Origin of the sequence: Streptomyces sp. KL109B (assembly GCF_030766935.1) — a bacterium.
GTDB lineage: Bacteria > Actinomycetota > Actinomycetes > Streptomycetales > Streptomycetaceae > Streptomyces.
Map to the genome: position 1 here is coordinate 1 of NZ_JASERL010000004.1, position 17219 is coordinate 17219.

Below are 17219 nucleotides of genomic sequence, written 5' to 3' on the forward strand. Positions count from 1 at the left end.
GTGGAAGACGAGCGCCACAGGGAGAAACACCCCCAAACCCACGTTCCCGCAGGTCAAAAGGTTTTTTCAGGGTGGGGCGGGTGGGACTCGAACCCACGGCCGACGGATTATGAGTCCGCTGCTCTAACCGGCTGAGCTACCGCCCCGTTACCGCGTGGCGCGTACAAGTGTGCGCGCCGTCTGCCGCAGCATAGCCGCTCATACGATCTCCTGCCTCGGATGGTCCGGCTCTGCACGACCTTGAGGACTCCAGGCGCGAGCGGACGGTTCCACAGGACAAGAAAAGTCCCTCCGGAGCGGACTCCGGAGGGACTTGTTCACAGCTCTCCCGACTGGACTCGAACCAGTAACCTGCCGGTTAACAGCCGGCTGCTCTGCCAATTGAGCTACAGGAGATCGAGCTCCCCCGACTGGACTCGAACCAGTAACCTGCCGGTTAACAGCCGGCTGCTCTGCCAATTGAGCTACAGGGGATGGACCTCGTTGCTTCGAACGAACCCACCTGGGTACTTGCCAGGCGGCGCGCGCTCGCTGCGACACATACATTAGCGCAAGCAGGGGGGTGCTCCGCCAATCGGTACCCCCCATGGCGATCAACAAGCACCACGACGACCGCACCGACCACGAAGCCTCGCTACGGAAAGGGTGGCCGACCATGCGCTATCGGCTCACATTCATCGCCGGTCTGGCCCTGGGGTACGTGCTGGGCACCAGGGCCGGGCGGGAGCGCTACGAGAAGCTGAAGAAGTCCGCGCGGGAGGTCGCCCAGAACCCCGCCGTGCGCAACACCGCGGAGACGGCGGCCCAGCAGACCCGGGACGTCGCGGGCAAGGCGTTCCACGCGGTGAGCGAGAAGGTCGAGAGCAAGGTTCCGGACTCGGTCGCCGACCGGGTGCGCACCCTGCGCGAGCACCGCGGCTCGCACGAGGACGCGGCGACCGACGACTGGGGCACCAGCAACACCTGACGCCCCCGGACCCCGGTCCCGTACCGGGCGGCACAGAAGTGCTCGGCGGTGCGGCAGAATTTCTGTCATGGGGATAGTCGCCGGGCTGGACAGTTCGCCCGAATCTACGCGCATTGTCGTTTGTGACGCCGACACCGGGGCCGTGCTGCGGCAGGGGTACGCCCCGCACCCGCTGGAGGCGCCGGAGGGCGGCGGGCGGCCGTCCGACGTCGATCCCCAGGCGTGGCTGCTCTCGCTCGGCGAGGCCGCCGGTGGCGGGCTGCTCGAAGGCGTGCAGGCCATCGGGGTCTCCGCGCAGCAGAACACCGTCGTACCGCTGGACGCGCACGGCAACACCGTGCGCCCGGCGATGGTCGGCGGGGACAAGCGGGCGCAGGTCGCCGCCGCGGACCTGGTCGACCGGCTGGGCTCGCGCGAGGCCTGGGCCGAGGCCGTGGGGAGCGTGCCGCAGGCGGCGCTGCCGGTGGCGAAGCTGCGCTGGCTGGCGCGGACCGAGCCGGAGAACGCCCAGCAGGTCGCCGCGCTGATGCAGGCCCACGACTGGCTCGTGTGGCAGCTGCTCGGCCGGCCCGCGCGCCGCACCACCGACCGCGGCGGGGCATCGAGCACCGGCTACTGGTCGGCCGCGAACGCCGCGTGGCGGCCCGATCTCGTAGAGCTGGCGCTCGGGCATCAGGTGGCGCTGCCGGAGGTGATCGGCCCCGGTGAGGCGGCCGGGCGGACTCCGGAGGGGCTTGTCATCTCGGCGGGGACCGGGGAGACGATGGCCGCCGCGTTCGGGCTCGGTGTGCAGTCCGGGGACGCCGTGGTCTCGCTCGGGGCCTCGGGGTCCGTGATGGCCGTGCACCATGAGGCGCTCGTCGACTCCAGTGGCGCCATTACGTCGCTGGCCGACGCGACCGGAATGCATCTGCCCGTCGCGCATACGTTGAACGCCGTACGGGCGCTGCGGGGCACCGCCGAGATGCTGGGGCTCGAAGGTGGCCTGGAGGAGCTGTCCGAGCTGGCCATGAAGTCGACGCCGGGCGCCCACGGACTCGTACTCCTGCCTTATCTGGAGGGCGAGAAGACGCCGAATCTGCCGCACACGGCGGGGACGTTGAGCGGGCTGCGGCGGGAGTCGATGAAGCCGGAGCATCTGGCGCGGGCCGCGTTCGAGGGCATGCTGTGCGGGCTCGCCGACGCCATGGACGTGCTGCGCGGGCGGGGCGTGGAGATCCGGCGGGTGTTCCTGCTGGGTGCCGCGGCGGAGCTGCACGCCGTGCAGAGCGCGGCGCCGATGCTCTTCGGCGCGCAGGTAGTGGTGCCGCAGCCCGCGGACTACGCGGCGATCGGCGCGGCGCGGCAGGCCGCGTGGGCGCTGAGCGGGCAGCTGCCGCAGTGGCAGGGCGCGGCCACCCAGGTCTTCGAGCCGGGGGACGAACTGCCGGTGGGGCAGGCGGTGCGGCAGCAGTACCGGGCCGTGCGGGAGCAGATCCACCCCGGGGCGTTCTCCTGACCAAGCCGGGGCGTTCTCCTGACCAAGGGCGTGCCCCCGGTGACCAACCGCCGCGCGCCGGCGAACCTTTGAGCGCTTTTGGTTAATTCGGTTGAGGTAACGCGGGTGGAGTGTTCGACGATAGGGGTCGATGCGTCGTCGTTTCGGTGACGGCGCGGACGATCCCCCTCCCCGCCACCGCTCCTCCCACAACCGTCGACCACCGAGAGACCGAGCGTGCTCATACGACTTCTGCGGACCCATCTCAGTCCGTACAAGAAACCCATCGGGCTGCTGGTGCTGCTGCAGTTCCTGCAGACCTGCGCCTCGCTGTATCTGCCCACCCTGAACGCCGACATCATTGACAACGGTGTCGTCAACGGCGACACCGGCTACATCCTCGAATACGGCGCCCTCATGCTGGGCGTCACGGTCGCCCAGGTGGTGTGCAACATGGGGGCCGTGTTCTACGGCGCCCGTACCGCCGCCGCCCTCGGGCGCGACGTCCGGGCCGGGATCTTCGACCGGGTGCAGTCCTTCTCGGCGCGCGAGGTCGGCCAGTTCGGGGCGCCCTCGCTGATCACCCGGACCACGAACGACGTGCAGCAGGTCCAGATGCTGGCCCTGATGACGTTCACGCTGATGGTGTCGGCGCCGATCATGTGCGTCGGCGGTGTCGTGATGGCGCTGGGCCTGGACGTGCCGCTGTCGGGCGTGCTCCTCGCCGTGCTGCCCGTGATGGCGATCGTTCTGTCGCTGATCATCCGCAGGATGCGGCCGCTGTTCCGGTCCATGCAGACCAAGCTGGACACCGTGAACCGGGTGCTGCGCGAGCAGATCACCGGCAACCGTGTCATCCGGGCCTTCGTGCGCGACGACTTCGAGAAGGGGCGGTTCGGGGAGGCGAATCGCGATCTGACCGAGACCTCGCTCGCGACCGGCCGGATCATGGCGCTGATGTTCCCGTTCGTGATGACGATCGTGAACGTCGCCTCCATCGCCGTCGTGTGGTTCGGTGCGCATCGCATCGACAGCGGCGGCATGCAGATCGGCGACCTGACCGCGTTCCTCGCGTATCTGATGCAGATCGTGATGAGCGTGATGATGGCCACGTTCATGTTCATGATGGTGCCGCGCGCCGAGGTCTGTGCCGAGCGCATCCAGGAGGTGCTGGGCACCGAGACGAGCGTCGTACCGCCGCCGGAGAAAGCCGCCGTGCGCGAGCTGCGGCGCCACGGGCACCTGGAGATACAGGGCGCCGACTTCGGTTACCCGGGCGCAGAGGAGCCCATCCTGCACGGCGTCGACCTGGTCGCGCTGCCCGGCGAGACCACCGCGATCATCGGCTCCACGGGAAGCGGGAAGTCGACGCTGCTGGGGCTCGTACCGCGGCTTTACGACACCACGGCGGGGACCGTCTACGTAGACGGGGAGGACGTGCGCGGCCTCGACCCGGAGCTGATGGCGAAGACGGTCGGGCTCGTGCCGCAGAAGCCGTATCTGTTCTCCGGGACCGTGGCCAGCAATCTGCGCTACGGGCGTCCGGACGCGACGGACGAAGAGCTGTGGCACGCGCTTGAAGTGGCGCAGGCCAAGGACTTCGTCGGCAGGCTGGAGGGCGGCCTCGAAGCGCCCATCACGCAGGGCGGCACGAACGTCTCCGGCGGCCAGCGTCAGCGCCTCGCCATTGCCAGGACGCTGGTGCAGCGGCCCGAGATCTATCTCTTCGACGACTCGTTCTCCGCGCTCGACTACGCGACGGACGCCGCGCTGCGCCGCGCCCTTGGCGCCGAGACGGCCGAGTCGACCGTGGTGATCGTGGCCCAGCGCGTGGCCACCATCCGGGACGCCGACCGGATCGTCGTGCTCGACGAGGGCCGGGTCGTCGGCACCGGGCGCCACCACGAGCTGATGGCGGACAACGAGACGTACCGGGAGATCGTCCTCTCCCAGCTGACGGAAGCGGAGGCCGCCTGATGAGTGGGCCCATGGGGAGGATGGCCGGGGCCGGTGCGCCCGGCTCGCGGTCGATGGATTTCAAGGCGTCGGGCAAGCGGCTGCTGAAGCGGCTCACCGTGCACCGCGCGGCGGTCGTCGGCGTACTGACCGCGATCGTGGTCGGCGTCGCCCTCTCGGTGGTCGGGCCGAAGATCCTCGGGCGCGCCACCGACCTGCTGTTCGGCGGGGTCATCGGCGGGCGGATGCCGGCCGGGCAGACCAAGGAGCAGGTCATCGAGGGCCTGCGCGCCAAGGGTGACGGCGGGGTGGCCGACATGCTCGGCGGCGTCGACTTCACTCCCGGGCAGGGCGTCGACTTCACCGCGATCGGCGAGGTGCTGCTGCTCGGGCTCGCCGTGTTCGCGTGCGCGGGCCTGGCGATGATGATCGGCACGCGACTCGCCAACCGGGTCATCAACCTGGCCGTGGCGAAGCTCCGCGGCGACCTCCAGGCGAAGCTGTCCCGGCTTCCGCTGTCGTACTACGACAAGCAGAAGCGCGGAGAGGTGCTGAGCCGGGCGACCAACGACATCGACAACCTCGGCCAGACGCTGCAGCAGACGATGGGGCAGATGCTCAACTCGCTGCTCACGATCATCGGCGTACTGGCGATGATGTTCTGGATCTCGTGGCTGCTCGCGCTCGTCGCGCTCGTTACGGTGCCGCTGTCGGTGCTCGTCGCGGCGAAGGTCGGGAAGCGGGCGCAGCCGCAGTTCGTGCAGCAGTGGAAGGCGACCGGCGCGCTGAACGCGCACGTCGAGGAGATGTACACCGGGCACAACCTGGTGAAGGTGTTCGGGCGGCAGAAGGAGTCGGCCGAGCAGTTCGCCGAGCAGAACGAGGAGCTGTACCAGGCCGCGTTCAAGGCGCAGTTCAACAGCGGGATCATGCAGCCGCTGATGTTCTTCATCTCGAATCTGAACTATGTGCTGGTGGCTGTCGTGGGTGGACTGCGGGTGGCGTCCGGGTCGCTTTCGATCGGTGATGTGCAGGCGTTCATTCAGTACTCGCGGCAGTTCTCGATGCCGTTGACGCAGGTCGCGTCGATGGCGAACCTCGTGCAGTCGGGGGTCGCGAGCGCCGAGCGGATCTTTGAGCTGCTGGACGCGGAGGAGCAGTCGGCCGATCCGGTGCCGAGCGAGCGGCCCGATCACCTGCGTGGGCACGTCGAGTTCGAGCACGTCGCCTTCCGTTACGAGAAGGACAAGCCGCTCATCGAGGACCTGTCCCTGACGGCCGACCCTGGTCATACGGTCGCGATCGTCGGGCCGACGGGGGCCGGCAAGACGACTCTCGTCAATCTGCTGCTGCGGTTCTACGAGGTCACGGGTGGGCGCATCACGCTCGACGGCGTCGACATCGCGAAGATGACGCGGGACGAACTCCGTTCCGGGATCGGCATGGTGCTGCAGGACACCTGGCTGTTCGGCGGGACCATCGCGGAGAACATCGCGTACGGGGCGGCGAAGGACGTCACGCGGGAGGAGATCGAGGAGGCGGCGAAGGCCGCGCACGCGGACCGGTTCATACGGACGCTGCCCGATGGGTACGAGACCGTGCTCGATGACGAGGGCACGGGGGTCAGTGCCGGTGAGAAGCAGCTGATCACGATCGCGCGGGCGTTCCTTTCGGATCCGGTGATTCTGGTGCTTGATGAGGCGACCTCGTCCGTCGACACCCGGACTGAGGTGTTGATTCAGAAGGCGATGGCGCGGTTGGCCTCCGGCCGGACCTCGTTCGTGATCGCGCATCGGTTGTCGACGATTCGCGATGCGGACACGATTTTGGTGATGGAGAACGGGGCGATCGTGGAGCAGGGCTCGCACGATGCGCTGGTCGCCTCCGGTGGGGCGTATCAGCGGTTGTACGAGGCGCAGTTCGCGGAGGCGGTCGCCGAGGTGGACTGATTCGTTGCGCCCCGTCGGGGTTGCGGTCGCGGGGCTCTGCCCCGCGCCTCAAGCGCCGGCGGGGCTTGAAATGGGGCGGCTCAGTCCAGGTAGCCGCGGAGCTGGTCCGCGAAGGCGTGGTCGCGGAGTTTGTTGAGGGTTTTGGATTCGATTTGGCGGATGCGTTCGCGGGTGACGCCGAAGATGCGGCCGATCTCCTCCAGGGTGCGGGGGCGTCCGTCGGCGAGGCCGTAGCGGAGTTGGACGACCTTGCGTTCGCGTTCGCCGAGGGTGGAGAGGACCGCCTCCAGGTGTTCGCGCAGGAGGAGGAAGGCCGCGGATTCGACGGGGCTCGTGGCGTCGCCGTCCTCGATGAGGTCGCCGAGTGCCACGTCGTCCTCCTCGCCGACGGGGGCGTGCAGCGAGACCGGTTCCTGGGCGAGGCGGAGGACTTCGCTGACCCGCTCGTGCGGGAGGTCGAGGTGGGCGGCGACCTCTTCGGGGGTGGGTTCGTAGCCGCGTTCTTGCAGCATGCGGCGTTGGACGCGGACGACGCGGTTGATCAACTCGACGACGTGGACCGGGACTCGGATGGTGCGCGCCTGGTCGGCGAGGGCGCGACTCATCGCCTGACGGATCCACCACGTCGCGTACGTCGAGAACTTGTAGCCGCGGGCGTAGTCGAACTTCTCGACCGCGCGGATCAGGCCGAGGTTTCCCTCCTGGACCAGGTCGAGCATGGTCAGGCCGCGGCCCACGTAGCGCTTGGCGACGGAGACGACCAGGCGCAGGTTCGCCTCGATGAGGCGACGCTTGGCCATCCGGCCCATGACCACCAACCGGTCGAGGTCCAGGGCGAGTTGGGAGTCGAGGTCGGGGGCGTGCGTGAGCTTCTCCTCGGCGAAGAGGCCCGCCTCGACGCGCCGCGCGAGCTCCACTTCCTCGGCCGCCGTGAGCAGCGGTATGCGGCCGATCTCGCGCAGGTACTGGCGGAACAGGTCGGAGGACGGGCCGCCGGTCTCGGTACGGGCTCCGCGCACCGGTTCCGGCGGGTCCACGGTCTCCCGGGCGGCGGCCGGTTCCTCCGGCTCGGCCTCGGCCTCGGTCTCCGGATGGTGCGCCACGCGGCTCTGCGGCGGCACGGAGGCCAGTACGTCACCCTGTTGCGCCGCGGCCCCCTCGGGCGCGGCTTCGGGATCGGCGAGGGCCTGCGCTGTGCTGTCGCTCTGGGTGAGGGTCTGGGTCTGCACGGGGGCGACCTCCAAAGTGATCGCATCTGAGGCGTGCGGCAGGGGGGCGGGAACGGCGGCCACGCCGCTGTCCGTCCCGTACGCGATGAGCGGAACCGCGGGGGTGTCGGACCCGTTGTCCGGGTTCCGGCCGCGCTCCGAGGACTCAGGCACCGCAACCCAGTGTGGAGTACGACACAGTGCCGCCACGAGGGGCGTGCGATGACTTTTTGAGTCCGGTGCGTGACCATGCGGTTACCGTGTTGTACGAGTGTCCGGGGCGGGCCGGGTCATTCCGGTCACCCGGCGCACGGTTGCGGGGCTCTGCCCCGGACCCCGCTGCTCAATCGCCGCAGGGGCTCCAAATGCGGCCTACAGCGCGTCCGCGCCGCGTTCGCGCAACGCCTGGCCGTACTGTTGCAGGACCCACAACTCGTTCTGGACCGCCGCCAGTTGGTGCGGGTCGCCGCCCGCGCCGAGGCGGGTGAGCGTGCCCTGGACGTCGCGGATGCGGCGGTCGACCGCGCGCTTGCGGACCGTGACCAGCTGCTCCCCCGCGTACGGTTCGTCGACCGTCTTGCGGCGGATGGCCTCGACGGCCAGCTCCGTCACCATCGCCCGCACCGCGTCGTCCGGCGCCGCCTCGCGCACCGCGATCAGATACTGCTGCGGGTCGTGCACGCCCTGCTCGGCGCCGCCCGCGTCCAGGATGGCCTGGCGCACGGCGGCGTACGGGTCGGCCGTGAACTCGTCGACGCCGTACGCGTCGAAGGCCGGGGACACCAACTGCGGGTACTGCAGGGCGAGTTTGAGCAGTTCGCGTTCGGTCGTGAACACCGGGTTGCGCAGGGTGAGCGCCGGTCCGCCGAAGGGGCGGGCGGGCGCGGCGATCTGGGCGGCGGGGCCGCCGCCCCCGGGCGCCGGTGCGGGCCCCCGGCCACCGCGCTCGCGCGCCCAACGCGCCAGCTGGCCCACCCGCTTGACCACGAACTGCGTGTCGAGGATGCCGAGCATGCCGGCGAGCTGGACGGCGACCTCGTGCTGCGAGGCGCTGTTCTTGATGCGGGCGACGACGGGCGCCGCCTCGTCGAGCGCGGAGGCGCGGCCGGCGGGGGTTTCGAGGTCGTAGCGGCTCACGATCTGGCGGAGCGCGAACTCGAAGAGTGGCGTGCGGGGTTCGACCAGGTCGGCGACCGCGTCGTCGCCCTTGGCGAGGCGCAGGTCGCAGGGGTCCATGTTGTCCGGCGCGATCGCGATGTACGTCTCGGCGGCGAACTTCTGGTCGTCCTCGAAGGCGCGCAGGGCGGCCTTCTGGCCCGCCGCGTCGCCGTCGAAGGTGAAGATCACGCGCGCCGAGCCGTTGTCCATGAGGAGGCGGCGGAGGATCTTGATGTGGTCGTTGCCGAAGGCCGTGCCGCACGTCGCGATGGCGGTCGTGACGCCCGCGAGGTGGCAGGCCATCACGTCCGTGTACCCCTCGACGACGACCGCGCGGGAGGACTTGGCGATGTCCTTCTTGGCGAGGTCGATGCCGTACAGGACCTGCGACTTGCGGTAGATCGGCGTCTCGGGCGTGTTCAGGTACTTCGGCCCGTTGTCGTCCTCGCGCAGGCGGCGCGCGCCGAAGCCGACGACCTCGCCGCCGATGTCCCTGATCGGCCACATCAGGCGGCCGCGGAACCGGTCGATGGGGCCGCGGCGGCCCTCCTGGGCGAGGCCGGAGAGAACCAGTTCCTTGTCGGTGAAGCCCTTGCCGCGCAGGAAGCGCGTGAGGTGGTCCCAGCCCGCCGGGCTGTAGCCGACGCCGAAGTGCTGCGCCGCCGCCTGGTCGAAGCCGCGCTCGGCGAGGAACTTGCGGCCGATCTCGGCCTCGGGTGACTCCAGCTGATCGACGTAGAACTGCGCGGCGACCTTGTGCGCCTCGACCAGGCGGATGCGCTCGCCGCGCTGGTGGCTGGGGTTGTACCCGCCCTCCTCGTAGCGCAGCGTGATGCCGGCCTGACCGGCGAGGCGCTCCACGGCCTCGGAGAAGGAGAGGTGGTCGACCTTCATCACGAACGTGATGGTGTCGCCGCCCTCCTGGCAGCCGAAGCAGTGGAACAGGCCCTTGCTGGGGCTGACCTGGAAGGACGGGGACTTCTCGTCGTGGAAGGGGCAGAGGCCCTTGAGGTTTCCGCCGCCCGCGTTGCGCAGTTGCAGGTACTCGGACACGACGGCGTCGATCGGGACCGCGTCCCGAACCGCCTTCACGTCCTCATCATTGATCCTGCCTGCCACGCGGCAAGTCTACGGGTGGCCACTGACACTTCTGTCACTGCTCCAGAAGATCACCGAGCGGAACCGTGGGGTCCGAGAGCCGCTCGACGCCGGGCTTCACTCCGGTCCTGATCAGGTGCTGGATCTGCTCCGTGACGTCCCACACATTCACGTTCATACCCGCGAGGACCTGCCCGTCCTTCAGCCAGAACGCGATGAACTCGCGCTTGCCCGCGTCCCCGCGCAGCACCACCTGGTCGTACGAGCCCGGGGGCGCCCAGCCCGAGTACTCCAGGCCCAGGTCGTACTGGTCGGAGAAGAAGTACGGGACGCGGTCGTACGAGACGTCCTTGCCGAGGAGGGCGCGGGCGGCGGCCGGGCCGCCGTTCAGCGCGTTCGCCCAGTGCTCCACGCGCAGCTGGTCGTCGAAGAGCGGGTGCTGGACCGCCGCCACGTCGCCCGCCGCGTAGATGTCGGGGTCCGAGGTGCGCAGCGTGCCGTCCACGGCGATGCCGCCGCCGTCCGCCCGGTCGGCCAGGTCGAGGCCCGCGGCCTCGGCGAGGGCGGTGCGCGGGGCGGCGCCGATCGCGGCGAGCACGTCGTGCGCCGGGTGCTCCTCGCCGTCGTCGGTGAGGGCGGCGAGGACCATGCCGTCCTGGCCGGTGATCTCGGTGAGCTTCGCGCCGAAGTGGAAGCGGACGCCGTGGTCGCTGTGCAGGTCGGTGAAGATCTGGCCGACCTCGGGGCCGAGCACGGAGTGCAGCGGGGTGGCCTCGGGCTCGACGACGGTGACCTCGGCGCCGTACTCGCGGGCGGCCGCGGCGACCTCCAGGCCGATCCAGCCGGCGCCCGCGATCACCAGGTGTCCGTTGTCCCGGCCGAGGGAGGCCAGTACGTGCTTGAGGCGCTCGGCGTGCGCGAGGCGGCGCAGGTGGTGGACGCCCGCGAGGTGGGTGCCGGGGATGTCGAGGCGGCGCGGCTCGGCGCCGGTGACCAGCAGCAGCTTGTCGTAGCGGACGACGGTGCCCTCGCCGAGCCGGACCGTCTTCTCCGCGCGGTCGATCGAGGTGACCGTCTGGCCGAGGTGCAGCTCGATGTCGTTGCTCGCGTACCAGGCCGGTTCGTGGACGAAGACGCTGTCGCGCTCCTCCTTGCCCTGGAGGTAGCCCTTCGACAAGGGCGGCCGTTCGTACGGGTGGTCCCGTTCGTCCCCGATGAGGATCACCCGACCGGTGAAGCCCTCCGAGCGAAGTGTCTCGGCGGCCTTGGCTCCGGCGAGCCCTCCCCCGACGATGACGAACGTCTGGTCCGCGTCGACCACTTGATGCCTCCTCATTGCCATGCCGTCATATGCGAGCGTCCCGCACGCAGCGTAATGCGGGAAGGGGGCGTGGCCCGATCAGGGCATCTTTTCGTCACGCCCAGTGGTCGTGCCTCCCTCACCGTGCCTGTCCCCGCCGACGGTAAGTCTCGCGTGAAGTGAACGGGCGGACGCGTCCGTCAGGGAGGCGATCTGGTCGACGATCACCCGTTTCTTCGCGCGGTCGTCCGGCGCGGTGTCGAACAGCGCGCGGAACTGCGGGTCGAGTCCTTCGGGCGCGCGGGCGGTGAGCGCCGCCGCCAACTCGGCGACCACGACCCGCTGATCGGCCCGCAGCCGCTCCTGCTGCGGGCGCTGCATCACGTACCGGTCGGCGACCGCCTTGAGCACCGCGCACTCGTGGCGGGCGGCGCGCGGCACCACCAGCTCCGCGCCGTAGCGTGTCAAACGGCCCGTGCCGTATCTCGCGCGTGTCGCGCCCTCGGCGGCGAGGCAGAAACGGCCGATCAACTGGCTGGTCGCGTCCTTGAGTCCGGCCTGGGCGACGGCCGTGCCGTCGTAGCCGTGCGGCCACCACTCCTGGTCGAGGAGCCGGTCGAGGGCGGCGGCGAGCTCGGCGGGGTCCGTGTCCTCGGGGACGTACCGCCCGATGGCGACGGCGAAGATGTCGGCGCGCTCGGGCTCGGCATGCAGCACGTTCGGATCCAAGTGTCCCGCGTGCAGGCCGTCTTCGAGGTCGTGCACGGAGTACGCCACGTCGTCCGACCAGTCCATGACCTGGGCCTCGAAGCAGGTGCGGCGGCCGGGCGCCGTCTTCCTGATCCAGTCGAAGACCGGCCGGTCGTCCTCGTACACCCCGAACTTCGGGGAGTGCGGGTCGCTGGGGTGCTCGCCCAGGGACCACGGGTACTTCGTCGCGGCGTCCAGCGCGGCCCGCGTCAGATTCAGTCCTACGCTGGTCAGCTCGCCGGAATCCGCGCTGCGGGCGAAGCGCTTGGGCTCGATGCGGGTCAGCAGGCGCAGCGACTGCGCGTTCCCCTCGAAGCCGCCGCAGTCCTCCGACACCTCGTTCAGCGCCTGCTCGCCGTTGTGCCCGAAGGGTGGGTGGCCCAGGTCGTGGGAGAGGCAGGCCGTCTCCACGAGGTCGGGGTCGCAGCCGAGCGTGGCGCCCAACTCCCGCCCCACCTGGGCGCATTCGAGGGAGTGCGTGAGCCGCGTGCGCGGGCTGGCGTCCCAGTGGTGGCTTCTCGTGCCCGGAGTGACGACCTGGGTCTTGCCCGCGAGCCGGCGCAGCGCCGACGAGTGCAGCACCCGCGCCCGGTCGCGCTGGAACGCCGTGCGCCCCGGGCGCTTGTCGGGCTCGGGGGCCCAGCGCTCGACCGCCGCCTCGTCGTACGGACCGTACGTGTCGCTGCCTTCCACCATGTACTGAGAGTAAGCGGGGCCACTGACAATCGGGCGGCGGCAATGCGTCAGGCGGACACCAGATGCGCCGGGACGGCGCGCGGCGCCGTCGTCAGCGCCCGGTCGTAGCGGTGCAGGACGAGGCGGGCCAGGGCCGGGTGGGTGCCGAGGGGGGCCGCCGCGATGCCGGGGGCGGCCGCGGCGCACTCCGTGGCGAAGCGGCCGGGGGCGGTGAAGTAGGAGGCGACGGCGATCCGGTCGCGGCCTCGGGCGGCGAGGCGGCGGGCGGCCGTGGCGACGTCGGGGGTGGCGGCGGAGGCGTAGCCGGGGACGACGGGGACGCCGAGGCGGTGGGCGAGGAGGGCGGCGGTGTGGCGGACGTCGTCGGCCGCGTGCGGGTCGCGGGAGCCCGCGGCGGCGAGGACGACTCCGGCGCGGCGGCGGTCCCTGGCATCGGTGGGGTGGCGGTCCCTGGCATCGGTGGGGTGCTCGGGCCAGCCGGCCTCGATCAGGCGGTCGTGGAGGGCGTCGACGAGGAGGGGGTGCGGGCCGAGGGGGTCGGCGACGCGGGTGAGCAGGTGTGCGGCGGTGTCGGCCGTGGCCGGGATGTCGTGCTTGACGTGGTGGCCGCGGGAGAGGAGCAGCGGGACCAGTACGGCCTGGCCCGGGGGCAGTTCGGCGAGGGTGTCGGTGAGGAGCGGTGCGTTGAGTTCGATGTGGCCGAGGCGGACGGTGAGCGCGGGGCGGTGCTCGCGGATGCGCTCCGCGAGGGCGGTGACCGTGGACAGGGCGTGGGGGTCGCGGCTGCCGTGGGCGACGAGGACGAGGGTGGGGGTGGGCGTCTTACGGGGTGCGGTGCGGCCGCGCAGGGGTGGGACGTGGGTGAGTCTGGTGCCGAGCTGGTTGCTGATCATCGTGAGGAGTCCCGCCGCCGTGCTGTCCGTGTGGTCCGGGTGGGTCGTGCCGTTTTGGTCCGTGGGGCCGTACGACTCGTCCGTCATGGAGGGATCGTGCCGGGTGGGGGTTGCCGGGCTGTTGCGGGGCGGTGACGGGTGGTGTTGCGGGTAGTTCACCGGGTGGGTTGGGGTGCGGTGAGCGTCCTCCCACGTCGCGGGGCGCTGCCCCGGGCCCCGCGCCTCAATCGCCGGCGGGGCTTGGATGTGGTCGTTCGCCGCCGAGGCTGGAAAAGATCGGGGCGCTGCCCCGGACCCCGCTGCTCAATCGCCGCAGAGGCTTGAATGTGGTCATTCGCCGCCGAGGGTTGAATGGAGGCCAGTCACGTCTGCCACGGGGGTCCCAATGCGTCTGACACGGCCGCGTATTCCGCGTACCAGGAAAGGGTGGCGCAGAGCCGTGCAGGGCGTGATGGTGGGGTGTGTCGTTGCGCTGTTGCCGGCGACCTGGTTGTTCGTGTCGACCGGGGATCGGTTGCGGACTGTGGGGGATGTGCCGCGTGCGGATGTGGGTGTGGTGTTCGGGGCCGGGTTGTGGGACGGGGAGCCGTCGCCGTATCTGGCGCACCGGCTGGACGCGGCGGCCGAGTTGTACCGCACCGGGAAGGTGCGGGTTCTGCTCGTGACCGGTGACAACAGTCGTGAGGAGTACGACGAGCCCGACGCCATGCGCGCGTACCTGACCCGCCACGGGGTGCCGTCGCGGGCCGTGGTCAGCGACTACGCGGGGTTCGACACGTGGGACTCCTGCGTACGGGCGAAGAAGATCTTCGGCGTCGACCGGGCCCTCCTGGTCACCCAGGGCTTCCACGCCAGGCGTGCGGTGGCGCTGTGCGAGGCCGCCGGCGTCTCCTCGTACGGGATCGGGGTCGACGAACCACACGACGTGACGTGGTACGCGGGCGGGGCGCGGGAGACGCTGGCGGCGGCGAAGGCGGCGCTCGACGTGGTGGTGCGGCCGGATCCGCACTTCCTGGGGCCGCGGGAGACGGGCGTGCGCGAGGCGTTGGGCCGCTGACCTCACGCCGTCCGCGGCGCGGCGGGGAGGTGCTCGTACCGGGTACGTAACCGGACGCGCGCCGACCGGCAACACACGCGCCGCACCCTCAAGGGCATGCTCAACACCACGGCGACGCCCACCCACTGCCCGTACTGCGCCCTGCAGTGCGGCATGAACGTGACGCCCGGACCATCCGGCGAGGGGCCCTCCGTAGAGGGCCGCACCGAGTTCCCGGTCAATCAGGGCGCCCTGTGCGGCAAGGGGCAGAGCGCCGCCGCCGTGCTCTCCTCCCGGGTGCGCCTGACGGAGCCGCTGGTCCGCAGCCCCGCCACCGGACGGCTGGAGACGGCCACCTGGGAGGAGGCCCTTGACCGGGTCGCGGAGGGTCTGGCACGCGCGCGTGCCGGGCACGGGGCGGACGCGTGCGGGGTGTTCGGCGGCGGGAGCCTGACGAACGAGAAGGCGTACGCGCTGGGCAAGTTCGCGCGCATCGTGCTCGGCACGTCGCAGATCGACTACAACGGGCGTTTTTGTATGTCGTCGGCTGCGGCGGCGGGACAGAAGGCGTTCGGTCTCGACCGGGGGCTGCCGTTTCCGCTGGAGGACATCCCGAAGACCGGGTGTGTCGTTCTCGTCGGTTCGAATCTCGCGGAGACGATGCCGCCCGCGCTGCGCTATCTGTCCGAACTGAAGGCCAATGGCGGCAAGTTGATCGTCATCGATCCGCGCCGCACCCGCACCGCCGAGCAGGCCGACCTGCATCTGGCGCCGCGCCCCGGCACGGATCTCGCCCTCGCGCTCGGCATGCTGCACCTCGTCGTCGCGGAAGGCCGGGTCGACGAGGAGTACGTACGGGAACGTACGCGCGGGTGGGAGGAGGCCCGGTCGGCGGCGATGGCGCACTGGCCGGAGTACGTGGAGCGGGTCACCGGCGTCGCGGTGCCCCAACTGCGCGCGGCCGTCGGCATGTTCACGGACGCCGAGCACGCGATGGTGCTCACGGCGCGCGGCCCCGAGCAGCAGTCCAAGGGCACGGACACGGTCGGCGCGTGGATCAACCTGGCGCTCGCGACGGGCCGGCCGGGCACGCCGCTGTCCGGTTACGGGTGTCTGACCGGTCAGGGCAATGGCCAGGGCGGCCGTGAACACGGCCAGAAGGCCGACCAGTTGCCCGGCTACCGCAAGCTCACGGACCCGGCCGCGCGAGCACACGTGGCGGAGGTGTGGGGGGTCGATCCGGAGGTGCTGCCGGGGCCTGGACGGTCGGCGTACGAGCTCCTCGACGCGCTCGGCTCGGATGTTCGCGCGCTGCTCCTGATGGCGTCGAACCCCGTCGTGTCGGCGCCCCGCGCGGCGCACGTCGAGTCCCGGATCCGCTCGCTGGACTTCCTCGCGGTCGCCGACGTGGTGCTCTCCGAGACCGCCGAACTCGCCGACGTGGTGCTGCCGGTGACGCAGTGGGCCGAGGAGACGGGCACGATGACGAACCTGGAGGGGCGAGTGCTGCTGCGGCGCCGCGCCCTCGCACCCCCTACGGGGGTGCGTACGGACCTGGAAGTGCTCCAGGAGCTGACGGCGCGGCTCGCGCCCGACCTGGAGAAGGGCTTCCCCACGGATGCGCGCGAGGTGTTCGACGAATTGCGGCGGGCGTCGGCCGGCGGCCTCGCGGACTACTCAGGGATCAGCTACGACCGGTTGACCGAGGGCGAGGGCGAGGGGGTCTTCTGGCCGTGCCCGGTCGGGGCCGGGGGGACTCCCCGGCTCTTCCTCGACCGGTTCGCCACGGAGGACGGGCGGGCCCTGTTCGCGCCGGTGTCGCACCGCCCTGCGGCGGAGGAACCGGATGCCGAGTACCCGCTGTATCTGACGACGGGGCGGGTCGTCGCCCAGTACCAGTCGGGGGCCCAGACCCGGCGTGTGGCGGAGCTCAACAAGGCGGCTCCGGAGGCGTTCGTGGAGCTGCATCCCCGGCTGGCCGCCCGGCTGGGGATCGAGCAGGGCGACACGGTGACCGTGACGTCGCGGCGTGGCCGGGCGACGGCTCCCGCGCGCGTGACGGCGGCGATCCGACCGGACACGATCTTCATGCCGTTCCACTGGCCGGGGGCGGGCCGCGCCAACACGCTGACCAATCCGGCGCTCGACCCGACGTCGCGGATGCCGGAGTTCAAGGTGTGCGCGGCGCGGGTGAGCAAATCAAGCCTCTCCGGCGCTTGAGGAGCGGGGTCCGGGGCGGAACCCCGCGACGTCACGCCGTCTCGGCGCGCACCCAATCCAGGTAAGCCGCGCTGCCGCGTACCACCGGCGTCGCGATGATCTCCGGCGTGTCGTAGTCGTGGTGCGCGGTCAGCCACGCCTCCAGGTCCGGGTACCGCGCACTCGTGGTCTTGAACAGCACCTGCCACTCGTCCGCCGTCTCGACCTCGCCCTCCCACCGGTACACCGACGTGACGGGTCCGGAGACCTGCGCGCACGCGGCGACGCGGTCCCGGATCGCGCCGCGGGCGAGGTCGGCCGCCTTGTCGGCGGCGTCGGTCGTGGTGAGGACGGTGAGCACGGTCTCATCCGGTGCCGGGTCCGATGTCAGTTCTCGTTCTGGCTTCTCTGGCTTCTCTGGCTTCTCTGGCTTCTCCACGTACGCCATTGTGACGGCCGGGCGGCCCAGCTCCTTCACAGGTCCGACACCGCCGGACCTCTGGACTCCATTTGTCATGGCCGCCTAAAACTG

12 protein-coding genes and 3 tRNA genes are annotated in these 17219 nt (G+C 70.7%); 6 read left to right on the top strand and 9 right to left on the bottom strand.

From position 1 onward, the window contains the following. Positions 1-72 precede the first annotated feature (72 nt). From RBJ65_RS14685 to RBJ65_RS14695, 3 genes are all read right to left on the bottom strand, one after another. Positions 73-146 (bottom strand) — tRNA-Ile (locus RBJ65_RS14685). Positions 147-323: 177 nt separating this feature from the next. Beyond that, positions 324-396, bottom strand: a tRNA-Asn gene (locus RBJ65_RS14690). Positions 397-401: 5 nt separating this feature from the next. Continuing rightward, positions 402-474 (bottom strand) — tRNA-Asn (locus RBJ65_RS14695). 181 nt (positions 475-655) lie between these two features. Between RBJ65_RS14695 and RBJ65_RS14700 the strand changes: the two genes are divergently transcribed. From RBJ65_RS14700 to RBJ65_RS14715, 4 genes are all read left to right on the top strand, one after another. Continuing rightward, complete coding sequence (locus tag RBJ65_RS14700; RefSeq protein ID WP_306321781.1) at positions 656-967, top strand: YtxH domain-containing protein; 312 nt, start codon at positions 656-658, stop codon at positions 965-967. A gap of 67 nt (positions 968-1034) precedes the next feature. Beyond that, positions 1035-2465, top strand: a complete 1431-nt coding sequence (locus RBJ65_RS14705; protein WP_306321763.1) for an FGGY-family carbohydrate kinase — start codon at positions 1035-1037, stop codon at positions 2463-2465. A gap of 216 nt (positions 2466-2681) precedes the next feature. Continuing rightward, entirely contained in the window at positions 2682-4421 is a 1740-nt protein-coding gene (locus tag RBJ65_RS14710) for an ABC transporter ATP-binding protein (RefSeq protein WP_306321762.1), read from the top strand. Beyond that, positions 4421-6349, top strand: a complete 1929-nt coding sequence (locus RBJ65_RS14715) for an ABC transporter ATP-binding protein (protein ID WP_306321761.1) — start codon at positions 4421-4423, stop codon at positions 6347-6349. The genes RBJ65_RS14710 and RBJ65_RS14715 overlap by 1 nt, the downstream gene beginning before the upstream one ends. 80 nt (positions 6350-6429) lie before the next feature. Here RBJ65_RS14715 and RBJ65_RS14720 read toward each other — a convergent pair whose 3' ends face one another. The 5 genes from RBJ65_RS14720 to RBJ65_RS14740 form a co-directional block, all read right to left on the bottom strand. After that, positions 6430-7731, bottom strand: coding sequence for an RNA polymerase sigma factor (locus RBJ65_RS14720; RefSeq protein ID WP_306321760.1), 1302 nt, complete (start codon positions 7729-7731; stop codon positions 6430-6432). Between the two features lie 198 nt (positions 7732-7929). After that, a complete protein-coding gene (gene dnaG, locus RBJ65_RS14725; RefSeq protein ID WP_306321759.1) occupies positions 7930-9834 on the bottom strand; it encodes a DNA primase in 1905 nt (634 codons plus the stop codon). A gap of 34 nt (positions 9835-9868) precedes the next feature. After that, positions 9869-11134, bottom strand: coding sequence for an NAD(P)/FAD-dependent oxidoreductase (locus RBJ65_RS14730; protein WP_306321758.1), 1266 nt, complete (start codon positions 11132-11134; stop codon positions 9869-9871). A 78-nt stretch (positions 11135-11212) separates the two neighbouring features. Continuing rightward, positions 11213-12559, bottom strand: a complete 1347-nt coding sequence (locus tag RBJ65_RS14735; RefSeq protein WP_306321757.1) for a deoxyguanosinetriphosphate triphosphohydrolase — start codon at positions 12557-12559, stop codon at positions 11213-11215. A gap of 47 nt (positions 12560-12606) precedes the next feature. Then, positions 12607-13539: a sirohydrochlorin chelatase gene (locus RBJ65_RS14740; RefSeq protein ID WP_306321756.1), complete on the bottom strand. Its 933-nt coding sequence runs from the start codon at positions 13537-13539 to the stop codon at positions 12607-12609. Positions 13540-13837: 298 nt separating this feature from the next. Here RBJ65_RS14740 and RBJ65_RS14745 point away from each other — a divergent pair, with 298 nt between their 5' ends. Together RBJ65_RS14745 and RBJ65_RS14750 are read left to right on the top strand one after the other, a co-directional pair. Continuing rightward, complete coding sequence (locus tag RBJ65_RS14745) at positions 13838-14509, top strand: vancomycin high temperature exclusion protein (RefSeq protein ID WP_306321755.1); 672 nt, start codon at positions 13838-13840, stop codon at positions 14507-14509. 96 nt (positions 14510-14605) lie between these two features. Further along, a complete protein-coding gene (locus tag RBJ65_RS14750) occupies positions 14606-16708 on the top strand; it encodes a molybdopterin oxidoreductase family protein (RefSeq protein WP_306321754.1) in 2103 nt (700 codons plus the stop codon). A 31-nt stretch (positions 16709-16739) separates the two neighbouring features. Here RBJ65_RS14750 and cutA read toward each other — a convergent pair whose 3' ends face one another. Further along, a complete protein-coding gene (cutA, locus tag RBJ65_RS14755; protein ID WP_372341379.1) occupies positions 16740-17078 on the bottom strand; it encodes a divalent-cation tolerance protein CutA in 339 nt (112 codons plus the stop codon). Positions 17079-17219 lie beyond the last annotated feature (141 nt).